The 22764-nt window shown below is 58.9% G+C and carries 21 protein-coding genes and 5 tRNA genes; 3 read left to right on the top strand and 23 right to left on the bottom strand.

Features of this window, described 5'->3' with window-relative positions; genetic code table 11:
• Nucleotides 1–23 precede the first annotated feature (23 nt).
• Together ACQRCA_RS02920 and ACQRCA_RS02915 are read left to right on the top strand one after the other, a co-directional pair.
• Entirely contained in the window at nucleotides 24–1940 is a 1917-nt protein-coding gene (locus ACQRCA_RS02920; protein WP_427718388.1) for a BMP family ABC transporter substrate-binding protein, read from the top strand.
• On the top strand, nucleotides 1937–2647 hold the full coding sequence (locus ACQRCA_RS02915) for a metallophosphoesterase family protein (RefSeq protein ID WP_427718385.1): 711 nt from the start codon (nucleotides 1937–1939) through the stop codon (nucleotides 2645–2647). The genes ACQRCA_RS02920 and ACQRCA_RS02915 overlap by 4 nt, the downstream gene beginning before the upstream one ends.
• Before the next feature lie 50 nt (nucleotides 2648–2697).
• Here ACQRCA_RS02915 and leuB read toward each other — a convergent pair whose 3' ends face one another.
• The 22 genes from leuB to disA all read right to left on the bottom strand — a co-directional run bounded on the left by leuB (nucleotide 2698) and on the right by disA (nucleotide 20291).
• Nucleotides 2698–3807, bottom strand: coding sequence for a 3-isopropylmalate dehydrogenase (gene leuB, locus ACQRCA_RS02910; protein WP_427718383.1), 1110 nt, complete (start codon nucleotides 3805–3807; stop codon nucleotides 2698–2700).
• A gap of 69 nt (nucleotides 3808–3876) precedes the next feature.
• A complete protein-coding gene (locus tag ACQRCA_RS02905; RefSeq protein WP_427718380.1) occupies nucleotides 3877–4389 on the bottom strand; it encodes a 3-isopropylmalate dehydratase small subunit in 513 nt (170 codons plus the stop codon).
• 251 nt (nucleotides 4390–4640) lie between these two features.
• A complete protein-coding gene (leuC, locus tag ACQRCA_RS02900) occupies nucleotides 4641–5906 on the bottom strand; it encodes a 3-isopropylmalate dehydratase large subunit (RefSeq protein ID WP_427718377.1) in 1266 nt (421 codons plus the stop codon).
• A 41-nt stretch (nucleotides 5907–5947) separates the two neighbouring features.
• A complete protein-coding gene (locus ACQRCA_RS02895) occupies nucleotides 5948–7483 on the bottom strand; it encodes a 2-isopropylmalate synthase (RefSeq protein ID WP_427718374.1) in 1536 nt (511 codons plus the stop codon).
• A 426-nt stretch (nucleotides 7484–7909) separates the two neighbouring features.
• Nucleotides 7910–8617 carry a 50S ribosomal protein L1 gene (rplA, locus tag ACQRCA_RS02890; protein WP_154514750.1) on the bottom strand — a complete coding sequence of 236 codons (708 nt, stop codon included), beginning with the start codon at nucleotides 8615–8617 and terminating at the stop codon, nucleotides 7910–7912.
• A 116-nt stretch (nucleotides 8618–8733) separates the two neighbouring features.
• On the bottom strand, nucleotides 8734–9162 hold the full coding sequence (gene rplK, locus ACQRCA_RS02885; protein WP_022093893.1) for a 50S ribosomal protein L11: 429 nt from the start codon (nucleotides 9160–9162) through the stop codon (nucleotides 8734–8736).
• Nucleotides 9163–9282: 120 nt separating this feature from the next.
• Nucleotides 9283–9819 (bottom strand): transcription termination/antitermination protein NusG, encoded by a 537-nt coding sequence (gene nusG / locus ACQRCA_RS02880; protein WP_427718370.1) that lies wholly within the window; start codon nucleotides 9817–9819, stop codon nucleotides 9283–9285.
• A 3-nt stretch (nucleotides 9820–9822) separates the two neighbouring features.
• The gene (gene secE / locus ACQRCA_RS02875; RefSeq protein ID WP_427718368.1) at nucleotides 9823–10161 is read right to left on the bottom strand and encodes a preprotein translocase subunit SecE; all 339 of its coding nucleotides are present in this window, start codon (nucleotides 10159–10161) and stop codon (nucleotides 9823–9825) included.
• Between the two features lie 76 nt (nucleotides 10162–10237).
• A tRNA-Trp gene (locus ACQRCA_RS02870) sits at nucleotides 10238–10313 on the bottom strand.
• Between the two features lie 13 nt (nucleotides 10314–10326).
• A complete protein-coding gene (rpmG, locus tag ACQRCA_RS02865; protein WP_102372646.1) occupies nucleotides 10327–10476 on the bottom strand; it encodes a 50S ribosomal protein L33 in 150 nt (49 codons plus the stop codon).
• Nucleotides 10477–10754: 278 nt separating this feature from the next.
• Nucleotides 10755–11945, bottom strand: coding sequence for an elongation factor Tu (tuf, locus tag ACQRCA_RS02860; RefSeq protein ID WP_427718364.1), 1191 nt, complete (start codon nucleotides 11943–11945; stop codon nucleotides 10755–10757).
• 96 nt (nucleotides 11946–12041) lie between these two features.
• Nucleotides 12042–12118 (bottom strand) — tRNA-Met (locus ACQRCA_RS02855).
• Between the two features lie 3 nt (nucleotides 12119–12121).
• Nucleotides 12122–12197 (bottom strand) — tRNA-Thr (locus ACQRCA_RS02850).
• 10 nt (nucleotides 12198–12207) lie between these two features.
• Nucleotides 12208–12289, bottom strand: a tRNA-Tyr gene (locus ACQRCA_RS02845).
• A 557-nt stretch (nucleotides 12290–12846) separates the two neighbouring features.
• Nucleotides 12847–13539 (bottom strand): hypothetical protein, encoded by a 693-nt coding sequence (locus ACQRCA_RS02840; protein WP_427718361.1) that lies wholly within the window; start codon nucleotides 13537–13539, stop codon nucleotides 12847–12849.
• A gap of 966 nt (nucleotides 13540–14505) precedes the next feature.
• A tRNA-Thr gene (locus ACQRCA_RS02835) sits at nucleotides 14506–14580 on the bottom strand.
• 225 nt (nucleotides 14581–14805) lie between these two features.
• A complete protein-coding gene (locus ACQRCA_RS02830) occupies nucleotides 14806–15483 on the bottom strand; it encodes an NYN domain-containing protein (protein ID WP_427718358.1) in 678 nt (225 codons plus the stop codon).
• Between the two features lie 3 nt (nucleotides 15484–15486).
• Entirely contained in the window at nucleotides 15487–16401 is a 915-nt protein-coding gene (rlmB, locus tag ACQRCA_RS02825) for a 23S rRNA (guanosine(2251)-2'-O)-methyltransferase RlmB (RefSeq protein WP_427718356.1), read from the bottom strand.
• Between the two features lie 167 nt (nucleotides 16402–16568).
• Nucleotides 16569–18035: a cysteine--tRNA ligase gene (cysS, locus tag ACQRCA_RS02820; RefSeq protein ID WP_427718353.1), complete on the bottom strand. Its 1467-nt coding sequence runs from the start codon at nucleotides 18033–18035 to the stop codon at nucleotides 16569–16571.
• Between the two features lie 3 nt (nucleotides 18036–18038).
• Nucleotides 18039–18533: a 2-C-methyl-D-erythritol 2,4-cyclodiphosphate synthase gene (gene ispF, locus ACQRCA_RS02815; RefSeq protein ID WP_006234975.1), complete on the bottom strand. Its 495-nt coding sequence runs from the start codon at nucleotides 18531–18533 to the stop codon at nucleotides 18039–18041.
• Nucleotides 18523–19251, bottom strand: coding sequence for a 2-C-methyl-D-erythritol 4-phosphate cytidylyltransferase (ispD, locus tag ACQRCA_RS02810; RefSeq protein WP_427718350.1), 729 nt, complete (start codon nucleotides 19249–19251; stop codon nucleotides 18523–18525). Before ispD ends, ispF begins: the two co-directional genes overlap by 11 nt.
• Nucleotides 19251–20291: a DNA integrity scanning diadenylate cyclase DisA gene (gene disA, locus ACQRCA_RS02805; protein WP_370450554.1), complete on the bottom strand. Its 1041-nt coding sequence runs from the start codon at nucleotides 20289–20291 to the stop codon at nucleotides 19251–19253. Before disA ends, ispD begins: the two co-directional genes overlap by 1 nt.
• Before the next feature lie 248 nt (nucleotides 20292–20539).
• On the opposite strand from disA, the gene ACQRCA_RS02800 reads away from it, so the two are divergent.
• Nucleotides 20540–21124: a manganese efflux pump MntP family protein gene (locus tag ACQRCA_RS02800; protein ID WP_427718348.1), complete on the top strand. Its 585-nt coding sequence runs from the start codon at nucleotides 20540–20542 to the stop codon at nucleotides 21122–21124.
• Between the two features lie 80 nt (nucleotides 21125–21204).
• On the opposite strand, the gene ACQRCA_RS02795 is transcribed toward ACQRCA_RS02800, so the two are convergent.
• Complete coding sequence (locus ACQRCA_RS02795; RefSeq protein ID WP_427718346.1) at nucleotides 21205–22662, bottom strand: aminoacyl-histidine dipeptidase; 1458 nt, start codon at nucleotides 22660–22662, stop codon at nucleotides 21205–21207.
• Nucleotides 22663–22764: the final 102 nt, after the last annotated feature.

Below are 22764 nucleotides of genomic sequence, written 5' to 3'. Positions count from 1 at the left end.
TTAAACGACTAAGGGAGCAAACTATGGAAGAGGCCTACCGTCAAGCACGCAAGCGCGGCGAGCAAGGACGTCGACGCGCCATTAGCCAAAGCGAGCATCCATACCTTACGGACCTCGACAGTTTGGTTGCTCAGCTCCCCTTAGGTCAGCGAGAGAATGTCGGCCTGCGGGATATTCCGCTCGAAATGGTTGTCGGCACGGTTACCAAGGGCCGTCAGTCCGCCTTTTCATGCAACTTTATGCCCCTGCTGCCGTTTAGCACCGAGTTCGCCCGCAAGTGGTCCAACCTCTACGACATTCAGGTAACCGAGGGCTATCGCGACCCCATCATCGTCACCGAGTTCATGCATCGGTTCTATGTCCAGGAGGGCAACAAGCGCGTCAGCGTCCTCAAATTCCTGGACGCCCCGACGGTTTCGGCTAGGGTCACCCGTCTCTATCCCGGCAAATGGGATTCCGTCGAAAGCCGCCTGTACGGCGAGTTCTGCGCGTTTTGGCGCGTCTGCCCCCTATACGAGATCGAGTTCTCGCGCGAAGGAAGCTACGAAACGCTCGCCAAGATGCTCGGTCAGAACCTTATCGAAAAATGGCCCCAGAAAAAGGTCGACTACCTGCGCCACACCTTCCTACTCTTTAAGCGCGCCTACCTTCGCGCGGGCGGCGACCACCTGGACATTACGCCCGCCGACGCCATGCTCGTCTACCTCAATGTGTACAACCAGGACCGCCTGCTGGATACGCCGACGGATATCGTCGTAAACCGCCTGTGCAAGATCTGGCGCGAACTGGTCATCGCCGGGAAAAGTGACGAGGACAAGGTCGATCTTGTCGAAGCGCCGAACGTCGATGAGGAGGGGTTGCCCGCCAAGTCCACCTCCGGCATGCTCAACTTCTTTATGGGCAAGACCGTCTATTCGGCGGCCAACCCCCTGCGCATCGCCTTTATCCATGAATTCACCTGTGCGACGTCGAGCTGGGACAGCCTGCACGACCAAGGGCGTCAGTATCTCGATGAGCACTTTGGAGGTATCGTGCGCACCGAGGCGTTTGAGGACTGTCACGATCCGGACGTGTTCTACGCCGCCGTGGAAACGGCTGTCAAACATGGAGCAAACGTCATCTTCTCGACCTCGCACCGCCTGATGGAATACACGCTCAGGGCTGCCGTTGAATATCCCCGGGTTCGGTTCCTTAACTGCTCCATCGGCCTTCCCCACCAAAGCGTCCGTTCTTACTTTGGCAAGATGTACGAAGCCAAGTTTCTCCTGGGCGCCCTTGCCGCCAGCATGGCGGACAACCACCGCATCGGTTACCACGCGTCGGTCTTCGCCTCGGGTGCACTCAGCGAGATCAATGCCTTTGCGATTGGCGCCTCGCTGCTCGACCCCCGTGCGCAAATTATCCTGACCTGGGGCGATGTGCCCGCCGGAGGCCTTGCCGAGGCCATGTGCCGCGAAGGCGTGAGCGTCATGACCGGCGCCGACATGTCAAAGTCGCTCGAAGACCCCACGGCCTACGGACTCCACCGCCTGGTCGATGGCAAGGTCGTCGGCATTGCCATGCCGGTGTGGAACTGGGGCCGATACTACGAGCTTATCGTGCGAAGTCTGCTGCATGGCACCTGGGACGAGACCAGTGACGACAGCCAGGTCCGCGCCGTCAACTACTGGTATGGCATGAGCTCGGGCGTTATCGACATTCGCTACGCTCCGGGCCTGCCCTATCAGACGCGCAAGCTTGTTCAGCTCCTCCGCAATGGCATCGTCGAGGGCTCCATCAATCCATTTGGCGGCGAGCTCCATAGCCAAGACGGCGTGGTGCAGATTGAGGGCTTTCCCCCACTGCCGAGCACGCAGATTGTCGAGATGGACTGGCTGGCCGACAACGTGGTGGGTACCATTCCGCAGCCCGACGATGAGCCGAAGGTCCGCGCCCTATGAAAATCCTTGCCATAGCCGATACCGAAGAACGATGCCTATGGGAGTGCTTTCGCAAGGAACGCTTTGAGGGTATCGACTTGATTTTATCCGCTGGCGATCTGGACCCGGACTATCTTGAGTTTTTGGTCACGGTCATCAACAGACCGCTCATCTACGTGCGTGGCAATCACGATGACCGCTACGCGCGTCATGCACCGGGCGGCTGCATCTGTGTCGAAGACACCGTGTACGTGTATCGCGGCGTCCGCATTGCGGGGCTTGGCGGCTCCATGCGCTATCGAGATGGCGCTAACATGTACACCGAGCGCGAGATGGCCAAGCGCATGCGTAAGCTGTCCCGCAAAGTGAGGATGGTCGGCGGCTGCGACATCTTGCTCACCCATGCGCCCGCCGCCGGCGTGGGCGATCTGGACGATCTGCCGCATCGGGGATTCGAATGCTTTAACACAGCGCTCGAGACATGGAATCCCGACTACATGGTGCACGGGCATGTGCACCAATGCTATGTTCGCGACTTTCAACGCGAACACCAGCACGCATGCGGGACGACGATTATCAACGCCTGCGGCTATACGCAGTTTGAGCTGGACGAGGCGCGCTACCCCATCCGTGGATGGCAGGCAGCCTGGCTCAATTCGCAAACCATGCGCCGCGAGCTCAAGCGCCACGAGGCAATCGAGTGCTCAACCGCCAGAACCCCCTGGTAACCACCACAAAGGGGACAAGCACCTTTGTGGTGGTTCCGGACATCTCGACGCTACAGCGCGGCGATGACCTTATCGCCCATCTGGGTCGTGCCGAGGATCTTATCGGCAGGGGTACTGGCATCGGCAATGTCGCGGGTACGCCAGCCTTCATCAAGCACACGCGCCACGGCATTTTCGATCCAAGCAGCCTGCTCACCCATGTCGAGCGCGTACGTGAGCAGCATTGCCGCCGACATGATCTGCGCGAGCGGGTTAGCGATACCGAGCCCCGCGATGTCGGGCGCGCTGCCGGCGCTCGGCTCAAACAGCGACACACCATCGCCCAGCGAAGCCGAGGCAAGCATGCCGAGCGATCCGGTAATCTGCGCCGCCTCGTCGGAGAGAATGTCGCCGAACATGTTCTCCGTAACTACGACGTCAAAGTCGGCCGGCCGGTTAATGAGCTGCATGGCGGCGTTGTCGACGAGCAGGTCCTCAAGCTCTACATCTGGATACTCCTCGTCATGCACGCGATGCACGACCTCACGCCACATGCGGCTCGTCTCCAATACATTGCGCTTATCCACGCTTGTCACCTTGCCGCGGCGCTTGCGAGCTGCCTCGAACGCCTGGCGGGCGATGCGCTCAACTTCGTACTCGCGGTACTCCATTACGTCAACCGCGCGCTGGCCAGCCACACCGTCGGTGCCCGCACCGCCCTCGTCATAAAAGCGCTCGTGCTTGCCAAAGTAAATGCCACCGGTAAGTTCGCGGACGAGTACCATGTCAACGCCCTTGATGACTTCGGGACGAAGCGTTGATGCGCTGGCAAGTGCGTCGTAGATCTTTACGGGGCGAAGGTTGGTATAGAGGCCGAGTTCTTTGCGGATACGCAGCAAGCCTTGCTCGGGGCGCGGGGCCGCCGGATCGGTCGAATCCCACTTTGGGCCACCGACGGATGCCAACAGCACGGCGTCCGACGCCTTTGCCGCCACAAGGGTTTCATCGGGCAGCGGATTGCCGCACGCATCGATCGCCGCGCCACCAATCAGGTGATCCTCAAAGGCAAACTCTACGCCGGCGCGCTTGCCCACGGCAGCCAGCACCTTCTTACCCTCGGCAATAACCTCGGGCCCAATGCCGTCACCAGGAAGACAGCAGATCTTATAGGTCTTCTTCACGTTGCAGCTCCAGCTTTCGCTACTCGGCCCGTTTGCAAACGGATTATCCAGCTTGACCGTCATAATCGCTTACGCCTCCTGACCCTTTGCCGCGACAATCTTGGCACGCGTGCGCGCAACCAAACCGCCGGCCTCGATAATCTCGGCAATAAATGGCGGGAACGGCTCAGCTGTAAAAGTCTCGCCAGTACGCTCGTTGGTGATGACACCCGCATCGGTATCGACCTTCACGGTATCGCCGGCACAAATCGCATCGACAACTTCGGGGCACTCCATAATGGGCAGGCCCACGTTAATGGCATTGCGATAGAAGATGCGTGCGAAGCTCTTGGCAATAACACACGACACCCCTGCAGCCTTAATGGCAACCGGGGCATGCTCACGCGAAGAACCGCAACCAAAGTTCTCCTCAGCCACAATGATGTCACCGGGCCTCACGGCAGAGGCAAACGCGGGATCAATATCCTCCATAGCATGCGCCGCCAAGTGCGCATGGTCGGACGAGTTCAGATACCGAGCAGGAATAATCACATCAGTATCAACGTCACGACCATATCGAAAAACCGAACCTTCAAAGTTCATATCATTCTCCGTTCAAACATGGAATGCGGGGGATTTGATATTTACTTACTTACTCGGACAGTCCTGCTCGCACGGAGAGCACATTAAGTGCTCTCCGGCTCGTGCGGAACTCGACGCAAGCAAATATCAAATCCCTCGTTCGCGTTTCGGCTACAAAAAAGCTAATGGAAAGTTAGCGTTCGCCTTCAGCGAACAAAAAAGTGCCAGGACTGTCCGCAGTAGCGAGCAAAGGTCGAAGGACCCCGTAGCCCCTACAGGTCAGACGGCGCACAGATATGCCCCGCCACGGCAGAAGCAGCCGCCACGGCCGGCGAGGCCAGATAGACCTCGGATGTGGGGTCGCCCATACGGCCGACAAAGTTGCGGTTGGTCGTAGAAACGCAACGCTCCCCCGCCGCCAAGATGCCCATGTAGCCACCCAGGCACGGACCGCACGTGGGCGTGGAGAACACACAGTTGGCATCTAGGAAAATGTCGGTCAACCCCTCCTTCATGCACTGGCGGAAGACCGCCTGTGTCGCCGGAATCACGATGCAACGCACCCCGTCGGCAACCTTATGGCCGCGCATGACTTCGGCCGCAGCACGCATATCCTCGATACGTCCGTTGGTGCACGAGCCGATTACCGCCTGGTCGATCATGATGTGACGGCTCTCGCTCACCGGATGGGTGTTGCTGGGCAGATGCGGCCACGATACACACGGCTTAATGTCGGCCGCGTCAATGGCAATAACCTGGGCATACTCGGCGTCTGGATCGGCGTGATACTCAACGTAATCACGCTCGCAGCGTCCCTTGAACCAGGCGCGGGCAACATCATCGACCTCGATAATGCCCGCCTTGCCGCCCGCTTCGATCGCCATGTTCGAAATTGTCATGCGACCTTCCATCGACAGGCCCTCGATGGTGCTGCCGGCAAACTCCATGGCCTGGTACAGGGCACCGTCCACGCCGATCATGCCGATAATGTGCAGGATGATGTCCTTGGCGGTGGCACCGTCCTCAAGCTCGCCGTTAATCTCAAAGCGAATCGTCGGCGGAACCTTAAACCATGCGCGCCCCGTGGCAATGCCCACGCCGGCGTCTGTTGAGCCCACGCCGGTCGAAAACGCACCCAAGGCGCCATACGTGCAGGTATGCGAGTCGGCACCGATAATCAGATCGCCCGGGACCACCACGCCGCGCTCGGGCAGCAGGGCATGCTCAATGCCCGCGCAGCCTTGCTCGTAATAGTGCGTCACATGCTGCTCGTGCGCAAAATCTCGCATCTTCTTGGTCTGCTCGGCGCTCTTGATGTCCTTGTTGGGCGCATAGTGATCGGGCACCAGGCAAACGCGGTCGCGATCGAACACCTCGGTGGCACCCAGCTCGCGAAAGACATCGATCGCGATAGGTGCGGTAATATCGTTGGCGAGCACGATGTCCAGGTCGCATTCGACCAGCTGGCCCGGCTTTACCTCATCGAGCCCGGCGTGTGCCGCCAAAATCTTCTCTGCTACGGTCATGGGACGTGCCATGTGATTCCCCTCTCAAGCGGGCTTTGCCCTGCCGAATATCGTTACTTGCCCGCCTTGGAACGGTTAGTCTGAATCATGCGGTTAATAGCGTTGATGTAAGCCTTGGCCGAGCTCACGATAATGTCGGTATCCGCGCCGCGGCCGGTGTAGATCTTGCCGTCCTCGGCGGTGATGCGCACCGTCACCTCACCGATGGCGTCGATACCACGCGTAATGGCCTTAACGTTGAACTCCGTCAGCTCGCCATGGGCAGAGATGGCCTTGTCGACCGCCTTGTAGGCTGCATCAACCGGACCAGTACCCGTCGAGCAAACTACCCGTGTCGCGCCATCCTCGTCCGTGATGGTTGCCGTGGCCGTAGGAATGAGCGGATCGCCGCAGGAAACCTGGAGCGCGTCGAGGGTGTAGATCGCCTTGACCTCGCGCTGGCGCTCCTGAATCATCGACTCCAGATCCTCGTCAAAGACCTCCTTCTTTTGATCTGCAATCTCCAAGAATCGCTGGTAGATCGACTCAAATTCCTCATCGCCAAACGTATAACCCAGCTCGGCGAGACGATGGCGCAGCGCCGCATGGCCCGAACGTGCCGAAAGGATAATCTCGGATCCCGCTGCACCCACGTCCTTGGGATCGATAATCTCGTAGGTGTCACGCGCCTTGAGCACGCCATCCTGGTGAATGCCCGAGCTGTGGGCAAACGCATTAGCGCCCACAATGGACTTGTTGGGCTGCACGTTAATACCAGTAATTGAACTGACGAGCTTGGATGCGCGCGTGAGCTCGGTCGTCACGATATCGGTATGTGCATCCAGATCCTGCTCGTGCATCCTCATGGCCATGACGACCTCCTCGAGCGCCGTGTTGCCCGCGCGCTCGCCCAAGCCGTTGACGGTGCACTCGATCTGCGTCGCGCCATTGCGGACCGCCTCGAGTGCAAGGGCTGTGGCCATGCCCAGATCGTTATGCGTGTGGACCGAAATCGTAACGTCCTCGATTCCGGCCACGCGCTCGCGCAGATCGCGAATACGAGCACCAAACTCCCAGGGCATGTTATAGCCCGTGGTGTCCGGAATATTCACGACCGTAGCGCCGGCCTTAATCGCTGCCTCGATAATGCGGACCAGGAACTCCTGATCGGAGCGGCCCGCATCCTCGGCATAAAACTCGACATCGTCGACAAACTTACGAGCGTGCTTTACGGCGTGAATAGCGCGCTCGATAGCCTCATCCTCGGTCATATGGAGCTTGTCACGCAGATGGCTGGGACTCACACCCAGACCGGTGTGGATACGGGGCCTCTGAGCCGTCTTGAGGGCGTCTGCAGCTACTTCGATATCCTTATCGACCGCACGGGTGAGACCGCATACCGTGCACCGGTCACCCGCGATCTTGCCAATCTCCTGTACGGAACGATAATCACCGGGGCTCGAAATAGGAAATCCAGCCTCGATCACGTCGACATTCATACGTACCAGCTGGCGTGCAATAACGAGCTTTTCCTCGGTATTCATGCTGGCGCCGGGAGACTGCTCCCCGTCACGAAGCGTTGTGTCAAAGATTGCGATTTTGCGGCTCATGATTTCCTCCTGACAGGCTAAAGATACAGTTGGCTTTCAGGAGAGATGGAGTGCCTCAAGATAGAATAATACCCGTGTCGCTCATCACGCCCAAAAGCGGCGGAAGATAGCGCACCCGGGTACAACTAATCGTTATAGCGAAATTACAACCCTAGCGCGCTATCCAATCTAGTAGCGCTAGGCCTAGGAGCTGCTGTTTGTTATAGAACATGTCTGGCTCCTTTCAGCCTCGGGTATTCACTACATTAGGCTAAAGTGTAACACAGGCAAAACGACGCGCAACGGAGTTTTTGAACCAAAACCACCACAAAGGCGCCTATCTCCTTCGTGTTGGTTTTGGCCCGAAACAGCAAGGAACCCGGTCCTGCACGAGACAGAACCGGGTTCCTTTAGCAATGCTTGCTTTGCTCAGGCAGTAACTAAAAGTTACTCAGCCAGGAAGTCACGCTGGACAGCGGGATCGACCTTGACGCCAGGGCCCATGGTGGAAGACACAGAGATGGACTTGACGTACTTGCCCTTAGCAGAAGAGGGCTTGACGCGCAGGATCTCGGTGTACAGGGCAGCGTAGTTCTCAACGAGCTGCTGCTCAGAGAAGGACTTCTTGCCCAGGGGCACGTGGCAGATGCCATAACGGTCGGCGCGATACTCAACGCGGCCGGCCTTGAGCTCGGAGACCATCTTGGCGACGTCCATGGTCACGGTGCCGAGCTTGGGGTTCGGCATGAGGCCACGGGGACCAAGGATCTTACCGATGCGGCCAACCTTGGCCATCATGTTCGGCGTAGCGATAGCGGCGTCGAAGTTGATCTCGCCCTTCTGGATCTGGGCGACGAGCTCGTCGGAACCGATGATGTCGGCGCCGGCAGCCTCGGCCTCACGGGCCTTCTCGCCCTCGGCGAAGACGGCAACACGAACGGTCTTGCCGGTGCCGTGGGGCAGGGAGATGGAACCACGGATGTTCTGGTCAGCCTTACGAGTATCGATGCCCAGACGGAAGTGGGCCTCGACGGTCTCGTCGAACTTGGCGGTGTCGAGCTCCTTGATGAGCTTGGCAGCCTGAAGGGGGGTGTAGAGCGTGGCGCGGTCGACCTTCTCGGCAGCGGCGTTATAGCTCTTACCATGCTTAGCCATGTGCATTACCTCCTGTGGTTAAACGGGCGTGAGCCCTCCCACATCGTATCGTGTGCCCTATTGCACACATTTAACGTGCGCCCTGGTCGGAGCACCCGTCGTTACCTAGAAAAACGCTACTCAGCGATGGTGACGCCCATGGAACGGGCGGTACCGGCGATGATCTTCTTGGCGGCGTCAATGTCGTTGGCATTGAGGTCCGGCATCTTGATCTCGGCGATCTTGGTGAGCTGCTCCTGAGAGAGCTGGCCAACCTTGTCAGCCTGGGGCTTAGCGGAACCAGACTTGAGGTTCAGCTCCTTCTTGATGAGGTGAGCCGCCGGCGGAGTCTTGGTGATGAAGGAGAAGGACTTATCCTCGTAGACAGAGATCTCAACGGGGATAATATCGCCCTTCTTGTCCTGCGTCTCGGCGTTAAAGGCCTGGCAGAACTGCATGATGTTCACGCCAGCAGCGCCCAGGGCGGGGCCGACGGGAGGAGCGGGGTTAGCGGCACCAGCAGGAATCTGGAGCTTAATGACGTTGGCAACCTTCTTCTCAGCCATGGTCATTCCTTTCGAATCACGAGTGTGAAGTACTTGCTATATCGTAAGCACGCACGTGTTAGAAGCACTCCTGAGATGAGCAGTCACAGAAGAAGCACGCTCGCGCGAACGGACGAAAACTTAAGCGATGACAGCGACCTGGTTAAAGTCAAGCTCGACCGGCGTCTCGCGGCCAAAGATCATCAGCGTGACCTTGAGCTTGCCTGCCTCGGCGTTAACCTCGGAGACCTTGCCATCAAAGTCGGTAAGCGGACCATCGGTGACGCGGACGGACGTACCAACCTCAATATCAACCGACGTACGCTTGGGCGAATCGCCCTTACCGGGACGACGAGTCATCTTATTGTACTCGTCGCGGGAAAGCGGAGCGGGCTTGCCGTTGCCGCCCAGGAAACCGGTGACGCCGGGCGTGTTGCGAACACACGTCCATGCATCGTCATCCATCTCCATGCGAACCAGGACATAACCCGGGAAGATCTTAGAATCCTTGGTCTCACGCTTGCCACCCTCTTTGATCTCGGTGACGCGCTCCATAGGAATCTCAATATCAAAGATACGATCCTGCATGCCCATGGTCTCGATGCGATGCTCGAGATCGGACTTAACGCGGTTCTCGTATCCAGAGTAAGTGTGGACGACGTACCAACGCTTAGACATGGTTTAGCCCCTCAATCCAGAGAACAGAGCAAGAGCCTCGCCAAAGCCAGCATCGAGCAGAGCGATGACGACGCCGACGACGATCAGAGAAGCGCAAACGACGACCGAGTAGTTCACGAGCTCCTTCTTATCGGGCCACGTGACACGCTTCATCTCGGACTTCACCGAAGCAAAATACTTCTTGGTGCGGGCGAAGAAACCGGGCTTCTCGTTCTTCTTGGACTTCGCAGCCTTCTCGCTCTTCTTGGCAACGGCCTTCTTGGCCTCAACCTTGGAGTTGGCGACAGCTTTGTTGGCAGGCGCCTGCTGCTGTGCCTTCTTCTTGTTCTTCTTGTTGGCCATTTGGGTTACCTCCGCGCAATGCGCTTATACATGAGTAAACCGTAAGCCCCCAAACGGGAGCTTACGGAATAATGACTGGCACGCCAGGAAGGACTCGAACCCTCAACACTCGGTTTTGGAGACCGATGCTCTACCAATTGAACTACTGGCGTATGTGACTAGAGACTAGCGAGTCTCTTTGTGCAGCGTGTGGTGACGGCACCAGGGGCAATACTTCTTGATCTCCATACGATCAGGCATGTTCGCCTTGTTCTTAGTGGTCGTATAGTTGCGGCGCTTGCACTCAGTGCACGCAAGAGTAACTAGAGTACGCATGTATCCTGAACCTTTCATATCCGCCCCGTACGGGCACGAGTTGGTACTTTATCAGCTCTACGTAAGTGCTGTCAATGAAAACCTCGCATCAATTGGTTCTCGGTAGATCCATTCATATTTGGAACACATCAATGGAGCCAACGAGATCTAATCGATCCCTCCCGCTCAACTTAAGAACGAGCTAAGCGTAATCATCAGGCAAAAAGACCCACGTAGAAAAGAACCCGGCACCCATATAAGTGCCGGGTTCTCTAAGTCAGCTGTATCAGAGAGCTAATTTACTCAATGATCGTGGAGACGATGCCCGAACCGACGGTGTGGCCACCCTCGCGGATAGCGAAGCGCAGGCCCTCCTCCATAGCGATCGGGTGAATGAGGTCGCCCTCGATGGTGATGTGGTCACCAGGCATAGCCATCTCGGTGCCCTCGGGGAGCTTGACCGTACCAGTAACGTCGGTGGTACGGAAGTAGAACTGAGGACGATAACCATCGAAGAACGGGGTGTGACGGCCGCCCTCCTCCTTGGTCAGAACGTAGATCTCACCGGTGAACTTGGTGTGCGGGGTAACCGAACCGGGCTTGCAGAGAACCTGGCCGCGCTCGATGTCCTCGCGCTTGATGCCGCGGAGCAGCAGACCGACGTTGTCGCCAGCCTCGCAGAAGTCCATGGACTTACGGAACATCTCGATACCGGTAACGACGGTGTTCTGGGTATCCTTGATGCCGACGATCTCGACGGGCTCGTTGAGCTTGAGCTCACCGCGCTCGACACGGCCGGTAGCAACGGTACCACGGCCGGAGATGGTCATAACGTCCTCAACGGCCATCAGGAACGGGAGGTCGTTGTCACGAGCAGGCGTCGGGATGTACTCGTCGACGGCCTTCATAAGCTCGCGAATGGCGTCCATCCACTTGGCGTCGCCCTCGAGAGCGCCCAGAGCGGAACCACGGATGACGGGGATGTCGTCGCCGGGGAATTCGTACTCGGAAAGGAGCTCACGGGTCTCCATCTCGACGAGGTCGATGAGCTCGTCATCGTCGACCATGTCGCACTTGTTCAGGAAGACGACGATGTAGGGAACGCCGACCTGACGGGCGAGCAGGATGTGCTCGCGGGTCTGAGCCATGGGGCCGTCGGTAGCGGCGATGACCAGGATAGCGCCGTCCATCTGAGCAGCACCGGAGATCATGTTCTTGACGTAGTCAGCGTGGCCCGGGCAGTCAACGTGAGCGTAGTGGCGGGCAGCAGTCTCGTACTCGACGTGGGAGACGGAGATCGTAATGCCGCGCTCGCGCTCCTCGGGAGCCTTGTCGATGTTCTCGAACGCAGTGAAGTCAGCCTTGCAGCCCTCGGTCTCGGAGAGAACCTTGGTGATGGCAGCGGTCAGCGTGGTCTTGCCGTGGTCGACGTGACCAATGGTGCCGATGTTAACATGCGGCTTAGTGCGCTCAAACTTCTCTTTGGCCATAAAGCCCTCCTCTAAACAGGTCGTCCCCGGACGGGACTTTGCCTTTATACCATAGTGGCCTCTCAACATACTATTGAGAAGCCACCGTGTTACCTATGGTAGCGGTGACTGGATTCGAACCAGTGACGCCACGGGTATGAACCGTGTGCTCTAACCAACTGAGCTACACCGCCGGATGGAGCCTGCAACCAGACTTGAACTGGTGACCTCTTCGTTACCAACGAAGTGCTCTACCGACTGAGCTATACAGGCACTTGACGGGTGGGAGCTATAGGATTCGAACCTATGTAGGCAGAGCCAACGGGTTTACAGCCCGTCCCCATTAACCACTCGGGCAAACTCCCAATCGTTCAAGTATCCGCAGGTTCTTTGGTCTTTTGGGCCTCCGCCCCCGCGAACAAAAAAGATAATACGATGCAACCTTGGGGGCTGTCAACGAAAACCTCTAAATACACGGTACCGGGCGTATCTATATACCTTTGACCTGCGGTTTTGCTGAATTTAGATATGAAGGACGACGGATTTGGCTGCGCTGACGACATTTCCCAAGGGGACACTTTGGTGTGGTGGAGTACCCTTGCGGTATCGACTTTCGATAACGATCCTCGTGCGTCCGAATATCCTCGCTCAACCAGGATGACTGGGACCGGTCCGGCCTTTGTCTCGATCTGTAACATTTAGAGAGCATTTTCTCCCCTATCTGTTACAGATCGAGATGTTTCCCTGGCGGTCTCCCGTTTATCTAAATCTGTAACGGCAAGAACGGTTTTCCTTCCCTAGTTGTTACAGATTGAGACACTTCTCAGCTCGCCCCCAAACTGTCTAAATCTGTAACAGCTGGGAGCTGAATGCTCGTCCTCGTGTTACAGATCTAGATTGTCGACCAACCCCAATCAAGCCCTTAAGCCAGTACCTCAGATCCGTTGTAGAGCCTGCTGCCTTCAAACGATCGCAGCAGGAGTTCGCGACGTTCATCGAGGTCTTTCAGTTCGCAGGGGAACACGAACAGCATCACGTTTTGATGATACTTGTAATCGGCATAGACATCCGGATCGCCCAAGCGCGTGGGCGTGGAAACGATATCCTCCGACATGTGCTCGCTTGAGCCCACATAAATTCCCAGATAGTCACTGTAGTTCTTATCGTGATCGCCCTTTTGATACTTTGCGATAAGGTAGCAGCCAGGCATATCAAAGCCGTTAAACGCGGCATCGGCAGCCTTTTTCTGCTGGCAGACAAACTTGTGCAGGGGCATCACCGTCGACGCACTTTCGAAAATCGACTGCCTTGCGGCGTTGATCTTCTTGCGAGCCTCGGCGGCCTCTCTTGAGTCCTGCAACGCTTTCGCGGCGCCGCCCAGCGCGCCAACTGCCGCGCCAAAGCCATCGGCCGCGACACCGAGCCCCTTGCCAATGCCATCGGCAACGACACGTGCACCGTTAGCAGCACCATCCGCAGCACCCTTTACGGCACCACCGACGGCATCGGGATCGACGCCGAGCTTCTTTGCCTTCTCAATGACTTCAGAGGCCTTGGTCAGAACCTGTGCCGCAAGATCCATCGCATTTATTACGGTTTCCAGTTTTACAGACATCCTAGAATTCCTTTCGATATCTCGCATAACCAAAACAGCTCATGACTCATAAATAGCGTCAGGCGGTTGCCGCAGCCTCCCGCGGCTATGCGAAATGCATGCGGTACCCAAGTCAGCAGTTTAAATCGGGCTACGTAATGAGTCCCAACGGGTTGCCTATTAATCGGCGAGCGCAACGAGCGTTTCGAGAAACGCCAATGACTCGCACTCGCCCCCATTATTCGAAGCCAGATGATGTGTTCTACCGATAGCCCGTCACGGGCGTATACGGTGCTCACGCCATTGTCGAGCACCATCACGACAGGTGCCAGGTCATTCGGCTGATGCCTCAGCCGACGCAAGGCCGTGTAACACGGTATCAGCCACGGGTTGTTGCTCAACAAATACGCTGCTGGCTGTGGCATACTTTAATTTACTAATGTATCGAGAAAGAGAGTGTCATGGTCCCTTCGGGTAACGGCTGCAGCCAGATCATCATCATTGCTTTGGGCATTTGCCTTGGCCTGACTATGTTTGCGGTCTGTGGCTAAACGATTCAGATCTGCGCTTATTTCCAGCGCAAATCTTCTGCCGCTGCTTGCCGGCATCGTGTATCTCGTTAACAGATACATTGCGAGCTTCGACTTTTTCCTCCCCTACGACTTCGCCCATTATCAGCTCGGAGATCTGTGCGGAGGAATCATTTTTCCCGCCTACGTAAACGTCCTCTGCGAAACGGTGAGCGGGAAAACGCCGATATGCAACTTTGCAAGTAGCTTGGCATTATCGGTGGGATGCTCAATCTGCTGGGAAGTACTTGCGCCCATGGTGCTCGAGTTTAGTACCCCAGATCCGCTTGATGCCTGCATGTACGTTATCGGAGGCATCTTGTACCTGAAAGCTTTTAAACTGACGGCGGACAGTCGAATCTAGCTGCCCACAAGAAACGGACCCTGTCCCACTAGGGAACAGAGCCCGAAACTCTCATGGAGCCAGTGACAGGAATCGAACCCGCAACCCACTGATTACAAATCAGTTGCGCTACCGTTGCGCCACACTGGCACACTTGGCGCTTTCGCGCGAAGCTAATTAAGAATAAAGGAATTGCGGACAAGGCGCAACAGGCCCTTTGACCGACCACATCTCAAAACTATTCGTCAGAACGAATAGTTTTATCTGTTCGCCAGAACCAAAAACTATTCGTTCTGGCGATGCCAAGCCGCAACCCATTGATTACAAACCAGTTGGTTGATCAATCGAGAAAGCAGCTCCCCATAGAAGGTTTACCTACCTCCCGCGCAGGGCCTTGAGCTTGGCCAGGGCATCGGGGCTCAGGCGACTGCCCAGAGTCATCTTAATCTGCGGAGCCTCCTCGGCCTCGCGGACGTCGTTATCGATCTGTTTGATCTCGTCCACCAGCATGCGGCTCGAGATGCGCGTAACGCCCTTGCCCATGACGACGGCTTGAATTGTGCCGTCACTCGATACCACGGAGCACGCGCGGCCTTCCTCGCGCGCCTCGATGCAGAGCTTTTGTACCACGGTATCGGCCGAAACGCCCGTCGGCGAAAACTCGATGCGCACGCCGCGAGCCGGCAGGTTGGGGCGCTCGCTAGAGATATTGCCAGCGCCGTCAAACACAATCACGGCCTCGTAGCGGCCCTGGGCAAAGGCGGCGACGTCGTTGATAAGGGCGGTGCGCGCCATATCGTGAACGTCGCTGGAATACGGATCGTCGGAATGGTCGTACACGAGCTTTTCGTAGCGCGGCGTGCAGTGGATCACGTTGTAGCCGTCGACCACCAGCAGCTCGGGCTTATTGGAGTGCACCGTGGAGACCGGGTCGGCGATAGCCTGCGCAAACGCATTGCCGCCCACGCCATAGGTCGCGGCCGAGACAATCGGCTTGGCCGAGCCTTCGCCAAAGCGCTTGGCCTTAGACTTGGCGCGGTTCTTCTTGGACATGCGCTACTCCTCCCCCATGAGCTCGCCGGCGTTGCGACGTAGCCACTCAAAGCACAGCGCTGTCGTTGCCTGGGCAACGTTGAGGCTCTCGGTCATGCCACGCTGAGGAAGCTTGGTCAAAAAGTCGCATTTCTCGAGCACCAGGCGCGAGATGCCGTCGCCCTCGGAGCCCATGACAAGCGCCACGCGGCCCTCGAAGGGAGCATCCCAGCAACTGCCCTCGGCGTGCTCGGAGGCGCCGCCCACCCAAAAGCCAGCGGCCTTAAGATCGTCGAGCGCACGGGCGATATTGGGGACCTGCGCGATAGGCAGATGCATGACGGCGCCGGCGGAGGTCTTGTAGCTACCAACGGTCACGCCGGCAGCGCGCTTGTTGGCAATAATGACGCCCGCCGCGCCTACAACCTCGGCGGAGCGCACGATGGCGCCAAAGTTACCGTCGTCGGTCACGTGGTCGAGCACCACGACAAGTGCCGGACCCTCGCCTGCACGGTCGAGGATATCGGCGACATCCGCATAAGGGAAGTTGCCCACCTCGAGTGCAATGCCCTGGTGAGCGCCGTGGCTCGACAGCGCATCGAGCTGCGCGCGCGGCACGTACTTAATGCGGACACCCGCAGCGTTGAGGTCATCGACCAGACGAGACAAGGCGGCATCGCGCTCCCCGCCCTCGGCAATGAGTGCGCACTTGATGGGAAAACCGGTGCGTAGTGCCTCGGCGGCAGCGCGACGACCTTCGATAAACTCGCCCTTGGGAGCCTGGACAGCGTCGCGCTTGCGATCGCGCTGCGGACGCGCAGCTTGGGTGCGATCGCGCTGGCCCTTGGAAGCGGCAGCGCGGTCATTTCGGCGAATCGGACGCGAGCCAGAAGCGGCCTGCTTGCCGCCACGAGGCGCACGCTTGCGATTGTCGGCCATAGGACGGCCTCCTAAATACAACTATCAAACGAAACAAATAGACCGACCGCCCGAGGTGCGGCAGATTGCCTTGAAAGAAGAGGGCATAGACCTTGGGGCCATGCCCGACGATTGAAAGGCAAGGTGCCGTGGCTCGGGCGGTCGGGTGCTTGGGAAACCCGCAGGGGTTAGAGGGATTTGATACGGGTGCCGGCGGCGGTATCTTCAATCGTCAGGCCCAGGTCCTTGAGTTGATCGCGGATGGCGTCTGCCAAGTCCCAGTTCTTGGCGGCACGGGCCTCGGCGCGAGCCTCGAGAATCTTGGCAGCGGCCTCGTCCACGTCGTCACCAGTGTAGGCGACCAAGCCGGCGGCAACGCCCAAAAGGCCCAGCGGCAGCTCGACCTTGGGCTCGGGAAGCTCAACGCCAAACGTATCGAGCAGCTCGACCAGCGTATCGGCGGCAGCAAGAGCCGCGGCCTTGTCGGCAGCGTCGCCCGCCTGCTCCAGATACTGATTGCACTCGGTGACAAAACCAAAGACGGCACCCATGGCACCGGCGGTGTTAAAGTCGTCGTCCATGCACTCCTTAAAGGTGGCACGGGTCTCGGCAGCCTTGGCGGCAAACGCCTCGGCGGCAGCCGCATCGGCATCGGCCGTCGCATGGTTCGCGGCCCAGCGCAGGTTCTCGACCGTACCGGCGATACGCGTGAGCGAATTCTCGGCACCCTCCAGGCGCTCCCAGGAAAAGTCGAGCGGCGAGCGATAGCTCGTCTGCAGCATCAGCAGGCGCAGGGCGGCAGCGGAGTGCTGCTCGAGCACCTCGGCCAGCGTAAAGAAGTTACCAAGCGACTTGGACATCTTCTCGCCGTCGACCAGCAGCATGCCCGTGTGCATCCAGGTGTTGGAGAAGCCCTGGTGCCAGGCGCAGGCAGCCTGGGCGCACTCGTTCTCGTGATGCGGGAAGGCAAGGTCGGAACCACCGCCGTGAATGTCGATCGGGGTACCCAGGTAGCGGTGCACCATGGCGGCGCACTCGGTGTGCCAACCGGGACGGCCCTCGCCCCAGGGGCTCGGCCAGCTGGGCTCGCCGGGCTTGGCGGCCTTCCACAGCGCAAAGTCGAGCGGGTCGTTCTTGTCCTCGTTCTCCTCGATGCGCGCACCCACCATAAGGTCGTCGATGTTGCGGCCCGAGACCTGACCGTAGTTGGGATCGCTGCGCACGGCAAAGTACACGTCGCCGTTATCGGCGGCGTAAGCGTGGCCCTGCTCGATGAGCGCCTTGATCATGGCAATCATGGGGCCGATCTCCTTGGTGGCGCGAGGGCGCACATCGGGATCGAGCACGTTGGCAGCGCGCATGACGCCAATAAACTTATCCGAGAACTCCGTCGCGACCTCGGCGGCCGTACGGCCCTGCTCGTTGGCGCGCTTGATGATCTTGTCGTCGACATCGGTGAGGTTCTGGGCGAACGTGACCTCGTAGCCGCTCGCGATGAGCCAGCGTCGAATCACATCGAAGCTGATGAACGTGCGTGCGTTGCCGATGTGGATGTTGTCGTAAACCGTGGGGCCGCACACGTACATGCGGACCTTGCCGGGCTCGATGGGCTGGAACTCTTCCTTTTTATGGGTAGCGCTGTTGTAGATACGCATTCGTTACTCCTTAACGGTTTTCTGTAGCAGGCAGACGGCCCAGGCGCCAATTCCCTCGCCTTGACCTTCCCAACCGAGCTTTTCGGTCGTGGTGGCGGCGACGCCCACGTTTTCGACGTCAACGCCCAGGGCATGGGCCAAGTTGGCACGCATGGCATCGCGGTGCGGGGTGATCTTAGGCTGCTGGCAGGCAATGGTGCAGTCGGCATCGACAAACTCAAAGCCCAGCTCGCGCGCATAGTCCATTACGCGGGCAAGCAACACCATCGAGTCGGCACCCTCGTAGGCGGGGTCGGTGTCGGGGAACAGCTTGCCAATGTCTCCCCCGCGGCAGGCGCCCAGAATAGCGTCGGCCAGCGCGTGCGCGAGCACATCGGCATCCGAGTGGCCCAGCAGGCCGCGCTCGTAGGGAATGTCGACCCCGCCGATGATACATCGACGCCCCTCCACCAAACGGTGGACGTCGTAGCCGTGGCCAATGCGCAGGTTACTGAACATGGGGAAGGTCCTCTCTCTCGGCCATCCGCCCGAGCAAAATCGCGGTTACGGGACGCAAGTCCTCGGGCACCGTCACCTTAAGGTTGTCGCGCGGGCTCTGGACGCAGCGGACGCGCCCACCCATGCGCTCGACCAGTGACGAATCGTCCGTACCGATAAAGCCCTCGGCAATCGCCGCGGCATGGGCGCGTTTCATGGCGTCGACACTAAAGATCTGCGGCGTCTGCGCGGCCCAATAGAGTTCGCGTGGCGGCGTCTCGACGATGTTGTCCCCATCGACGATCTTGAGCGTGTCGATCGCGGGCTGGCCACACACGACACCGTCGAGCGAGCGGTCACTCACGAGCACGTCGATAGCGTGATCGATGACCTCGGTAGTAATGAGCGGACGAGCGCCGTCGTGAATGGCGACGTATTCAAAGCCTGCCGGCACCGCATGAACGCCGGCACGAGTGGAGTCCTGGCGAGTATCGCCGGCATCGGCGAAGCTGATGGGCGTGTTATACGAAAACGGGCTGATGGCCAGGCGGCGCATCTCGGCACGACGCTCGGCAGGGCAAACCACGACGATATGGCCGACCTTATCGCTACGGTCAAACGCGCGGATGGACCAGCTCATAAGCGGACGGCCCGCTACATTGACGAGCTGCTTGCCACCGGGATTACCAAAGCGCTGGCCGCTGCCACCGGCAACGACCACGGCGCATACGGGCGCCATTATGCGTTCCCCTGTTTGGTGCCCTTCATGCGGTACAGGGAGTCCGCAAGAATGGCAGGGTTGTTAACGCCAAAGTCGCCCAGGCGCTCCGGATCCTTGCTGATGTCGTCCATGAGCTCCTGCAGCGAGCCATACTCGTCGACGATCTTCTCGGCCACGCCGTCGCGCACGACGGACACGCGCGAAAGCGTGCGCAGGCCCAGCGGCGTCATGACGGAGTCCTCGTCCAGGTCGTCGTAACCCAGAACCGCCGCCACATGCTGCGGATCGGACAAGTCCTTGGGCGTCATACGGCTAAGCTCGGCACGGATCTTCTCGGCGTTTGCCTCGGAGGAATCGCTTGCGTAGTCGCGAATCATCAAGTCGTACTCGGTATCCATGCTGGAGCCGGCGAGCTGCTCGAGCTGCATCTGCACGAGCTTGCCCTGGTTGCCCAGCTTGACAATGCAATCCTTAAGCTCGGTCTTTGCCTGCTGCATGATCTCGAAACTCGAGAAAATGCCGGTGATGTCGGCGAGCGTGACGTAGTCGTCCAGCTCGAGGGCCGTCAGACGCAGCAGGGAGCGGTCGAGCGACTGACGGGTGGTCTGAAGCGTAGCGACGAGCTGGTTGACCGAGCTCATGATGGTGGTGACGGGCTGAATCTCATAGCTCTTGCCGTGCACATACACGTTGACGACGGCACGACGGGCCGAGACCGAGATCACGATGGCGTCGGTGAGCACCGACATGCGAGCGGCAGTACGGTGACGCATGCCCGTCTCGCTCGTGGCGAGCGAGGGATCGGGATTGAGGTGGAAATTGGCGCGCAGGATCTGGGTAAGGTCGCCGTCGATGACGATGGCGCCGTCCATCTTGGAAAGCTCGAACAGGCGGTTCGAGGTAAACGAAATGTTGAGCGGGAAGCCGTCGTTACCGGCAGCGAGCACGTTTTCGGTGTCGCCGACGCAGATAAGCGCGCCCAGGTGACCGGCGATGATCATGTCAAGGGCGGTGCGGATCGGCTGACCAGGTGCCGTCAGGCGGATGGCCTGTTCCATACGCTTTTGCAGCTCGTTCTTATCCAAGGCATCGCTCCCATCGTATACGCTCCATAAACGTCAATAAGTTTCTCACGGTTTGCCCCTGTGACGCCCGCAAATTCCGATGCTTACAGAATGAGCGAACACCGCTTAGGTAGCTCATTTGGGACGGGGCTCTTTTGGCTGCTCATGTGGTAGCATCGGGTCTCATATAAATGAGGGAGTGGTCGTGTAATCGGGTTCGCCCGCAGAGAGGGGGCCAGACTATGGGACTCGCAGAGCTCGTGTTGCTCGCCGTTGGCCTTTCGATGGACGCCTTTGCCGTTTCCATCTGCAAGGGTCTCGGCATGAAAAAGATCAACCTTAAAGTCGCCGTTGTGCTCGGCCTGTTCTTTGGCGGCTTTCAGGCCGGCATGCCCGTAATCGGTTGGGCACTCGGCGGCCAGTTCATGGGCATCATCGGTCCCATAGACCATTGGATCGCCTTTATCCTTTTGGCCTTTATCGGCGGCAAGATGCTGTGGGAAACCTTTACCGAAGACGAGGATGAGGACGAAGGCGACGGCAAGGATGCCGAAAAGATCGACCTGGGCGAGTACCTAATCCTTGCCATCGCCACCTCGATTGACGCGCTCGCCGTGGGCATCTCGTTTGCCGCGCTCTCGGTCGATATCGTGCCCTCTGTATCACTTATCGGCGTCACAACGTTTATCTTCTCCGTCGCCGGCGTAGCGATCGGCCACACCTTTGGCGCGCGCTACGAAAAACCCGCCACCATCGTGGGTGGCGTCGTACTCGTCCTCATCGGGCTTAAGATCCTACTTGAGCACCTTGGGATCCTCGCACTGTGACGAATAACGGCCGCCCGGCATTACGCCAGACGGCCGTTTTCATAGCCAGCCGTTTTAGAGCGGCTTAACCAAGGCGACCTTTACGCGGCGAGGCGCTTGAGGACGTCGATGAGCAGCTCGTAGAAGCGCTCGGCAGAAGCGAGCTCCATGCTCTCGTCCGGGGTGTGGACATCGGAGAGCGTCGGGCCCACGGCGATGGCGTCCAGGCCGTGCAGGGCCTCGGCAAACAGGCCGCACTCAAGGCCGGCGTGAATGGACTCGATGCGCAGCTCGGAGCCAAAGAGCTCGCGATAGCTCTCGACAAAGACGTCGCGGACCGGCGAATGCTCGGCATAGCTCCAGCCGGGATACTCGAACTCAAACTTGGCGTCGAAGCCCAAGACATCGGCCAGCGTCTGCAGGCGGTCCTTGAACTCGTTCTGCAGCGAGGTGATCGAGGAGCGCGGGGACAGCATGATCTTGACCTCGTCGTCAGAAGTGGCAACCACACCGATGTTGGAGGAAACCTCGACGGAGCCGTCGGTAGCAACGTTGCGGCGGATCACGCCATTGGGGGCAAGACGCAGGGCGCGGATGAGGGCAAGCGCGGACTTCTCGTCCATGGCCTCGACCTCGGCGTCGTCGGCAATCTCGACAGTGCAGGTAAAGCCGGGGTCGAAGACCTCGAGCTCGGCAGTGACGTCGGCGATAATGCCCTTTGCGATCTGGGCCGCGGCCTCGGCGGCAGCGTGGTCGGCGTAGACCAGAACAGCCTTGCACTCACGGTTGATGGCGTTGTCCTTGGTGCCGCCGTTAAAGCTAACGATGGCGGGCTCGCCGGCAACCATCAGGCGGTCGATGATGCGGGCCATGATGAGGTTGCCGTTGCCGCGCTCCAGGTGGATATCGCTGCCGGAGTGACCGCCCAGCAGGCCGGAGATGTCGAACGTGAGGGTGCTACCGGTCTTGTGCTCGCGCGCGATCGGGCAGGTGTAGGTAACGACGACGCCGCCGGCGCAGCTGACGGTGGCAACGCCCTCTTCCTCGGAGTCAAGGTTGATCATGGTGCGGGCGCTAATCTGGGACTTGTCGAGCGTCTCGGCGCCGACCAGGCCAGTCTCCTCGTCGGTGGTGAATACGCACTCGAGGGCGGGGTGAACAATCGAATCGTCATCGAGAACAGTGAGCATCAGAGCGACGGCGATACCGTTGTCGGCGCCCAGCGTGGTGCCGTTAGCGGTGAGAACGCCGTCCTTGACGATCAGGTCGATACCATCGGTCGTAAAGTCGTGCTCAACGGAGCCCAATTTGTCGCACACCATATCGATGTGGCCCTGAAGCATTACGGTCGGGGCATTCTCGGCACCGGCAGATGCGGGCTTGCGAATGATGACGTTGTAGACCTCGTCCTGGTACACATCGAGGCCGCGCTCCTTGGCAAACGCAACCAGGAAATCGCTGATGCCCTTCTCGTTGCCAGACCCACGGGGGATCGCGCTGACCTCCTCAAAGAAATGGAACAGCTGGGCGGGCTCATAGCCGGTGATCTTGTAGTCCATGGTGCCTCCTTGGCGCAACTGGTTAGACAATAAGACATGCGCCTTGTATATTCCCAGACTTCGTTTGCATAAACCAGTCGAAAACGCCGAGCGCTCTCGCAT

The sequence above is a fragment of the Collinsella sp. SGI.095 genome (genome assembly GCF_050314535.1).
Taxonomy (GTDB): Bacteria; Actinomycetota; Coriobacteriia; order Coriobacteriales; family Coriobacteriaceae; genus Collinsella.
Note: the sequence above shows the minus strand (reverse complement) of the source record. Positions and strands in the feature narration are given on the sequence as shown.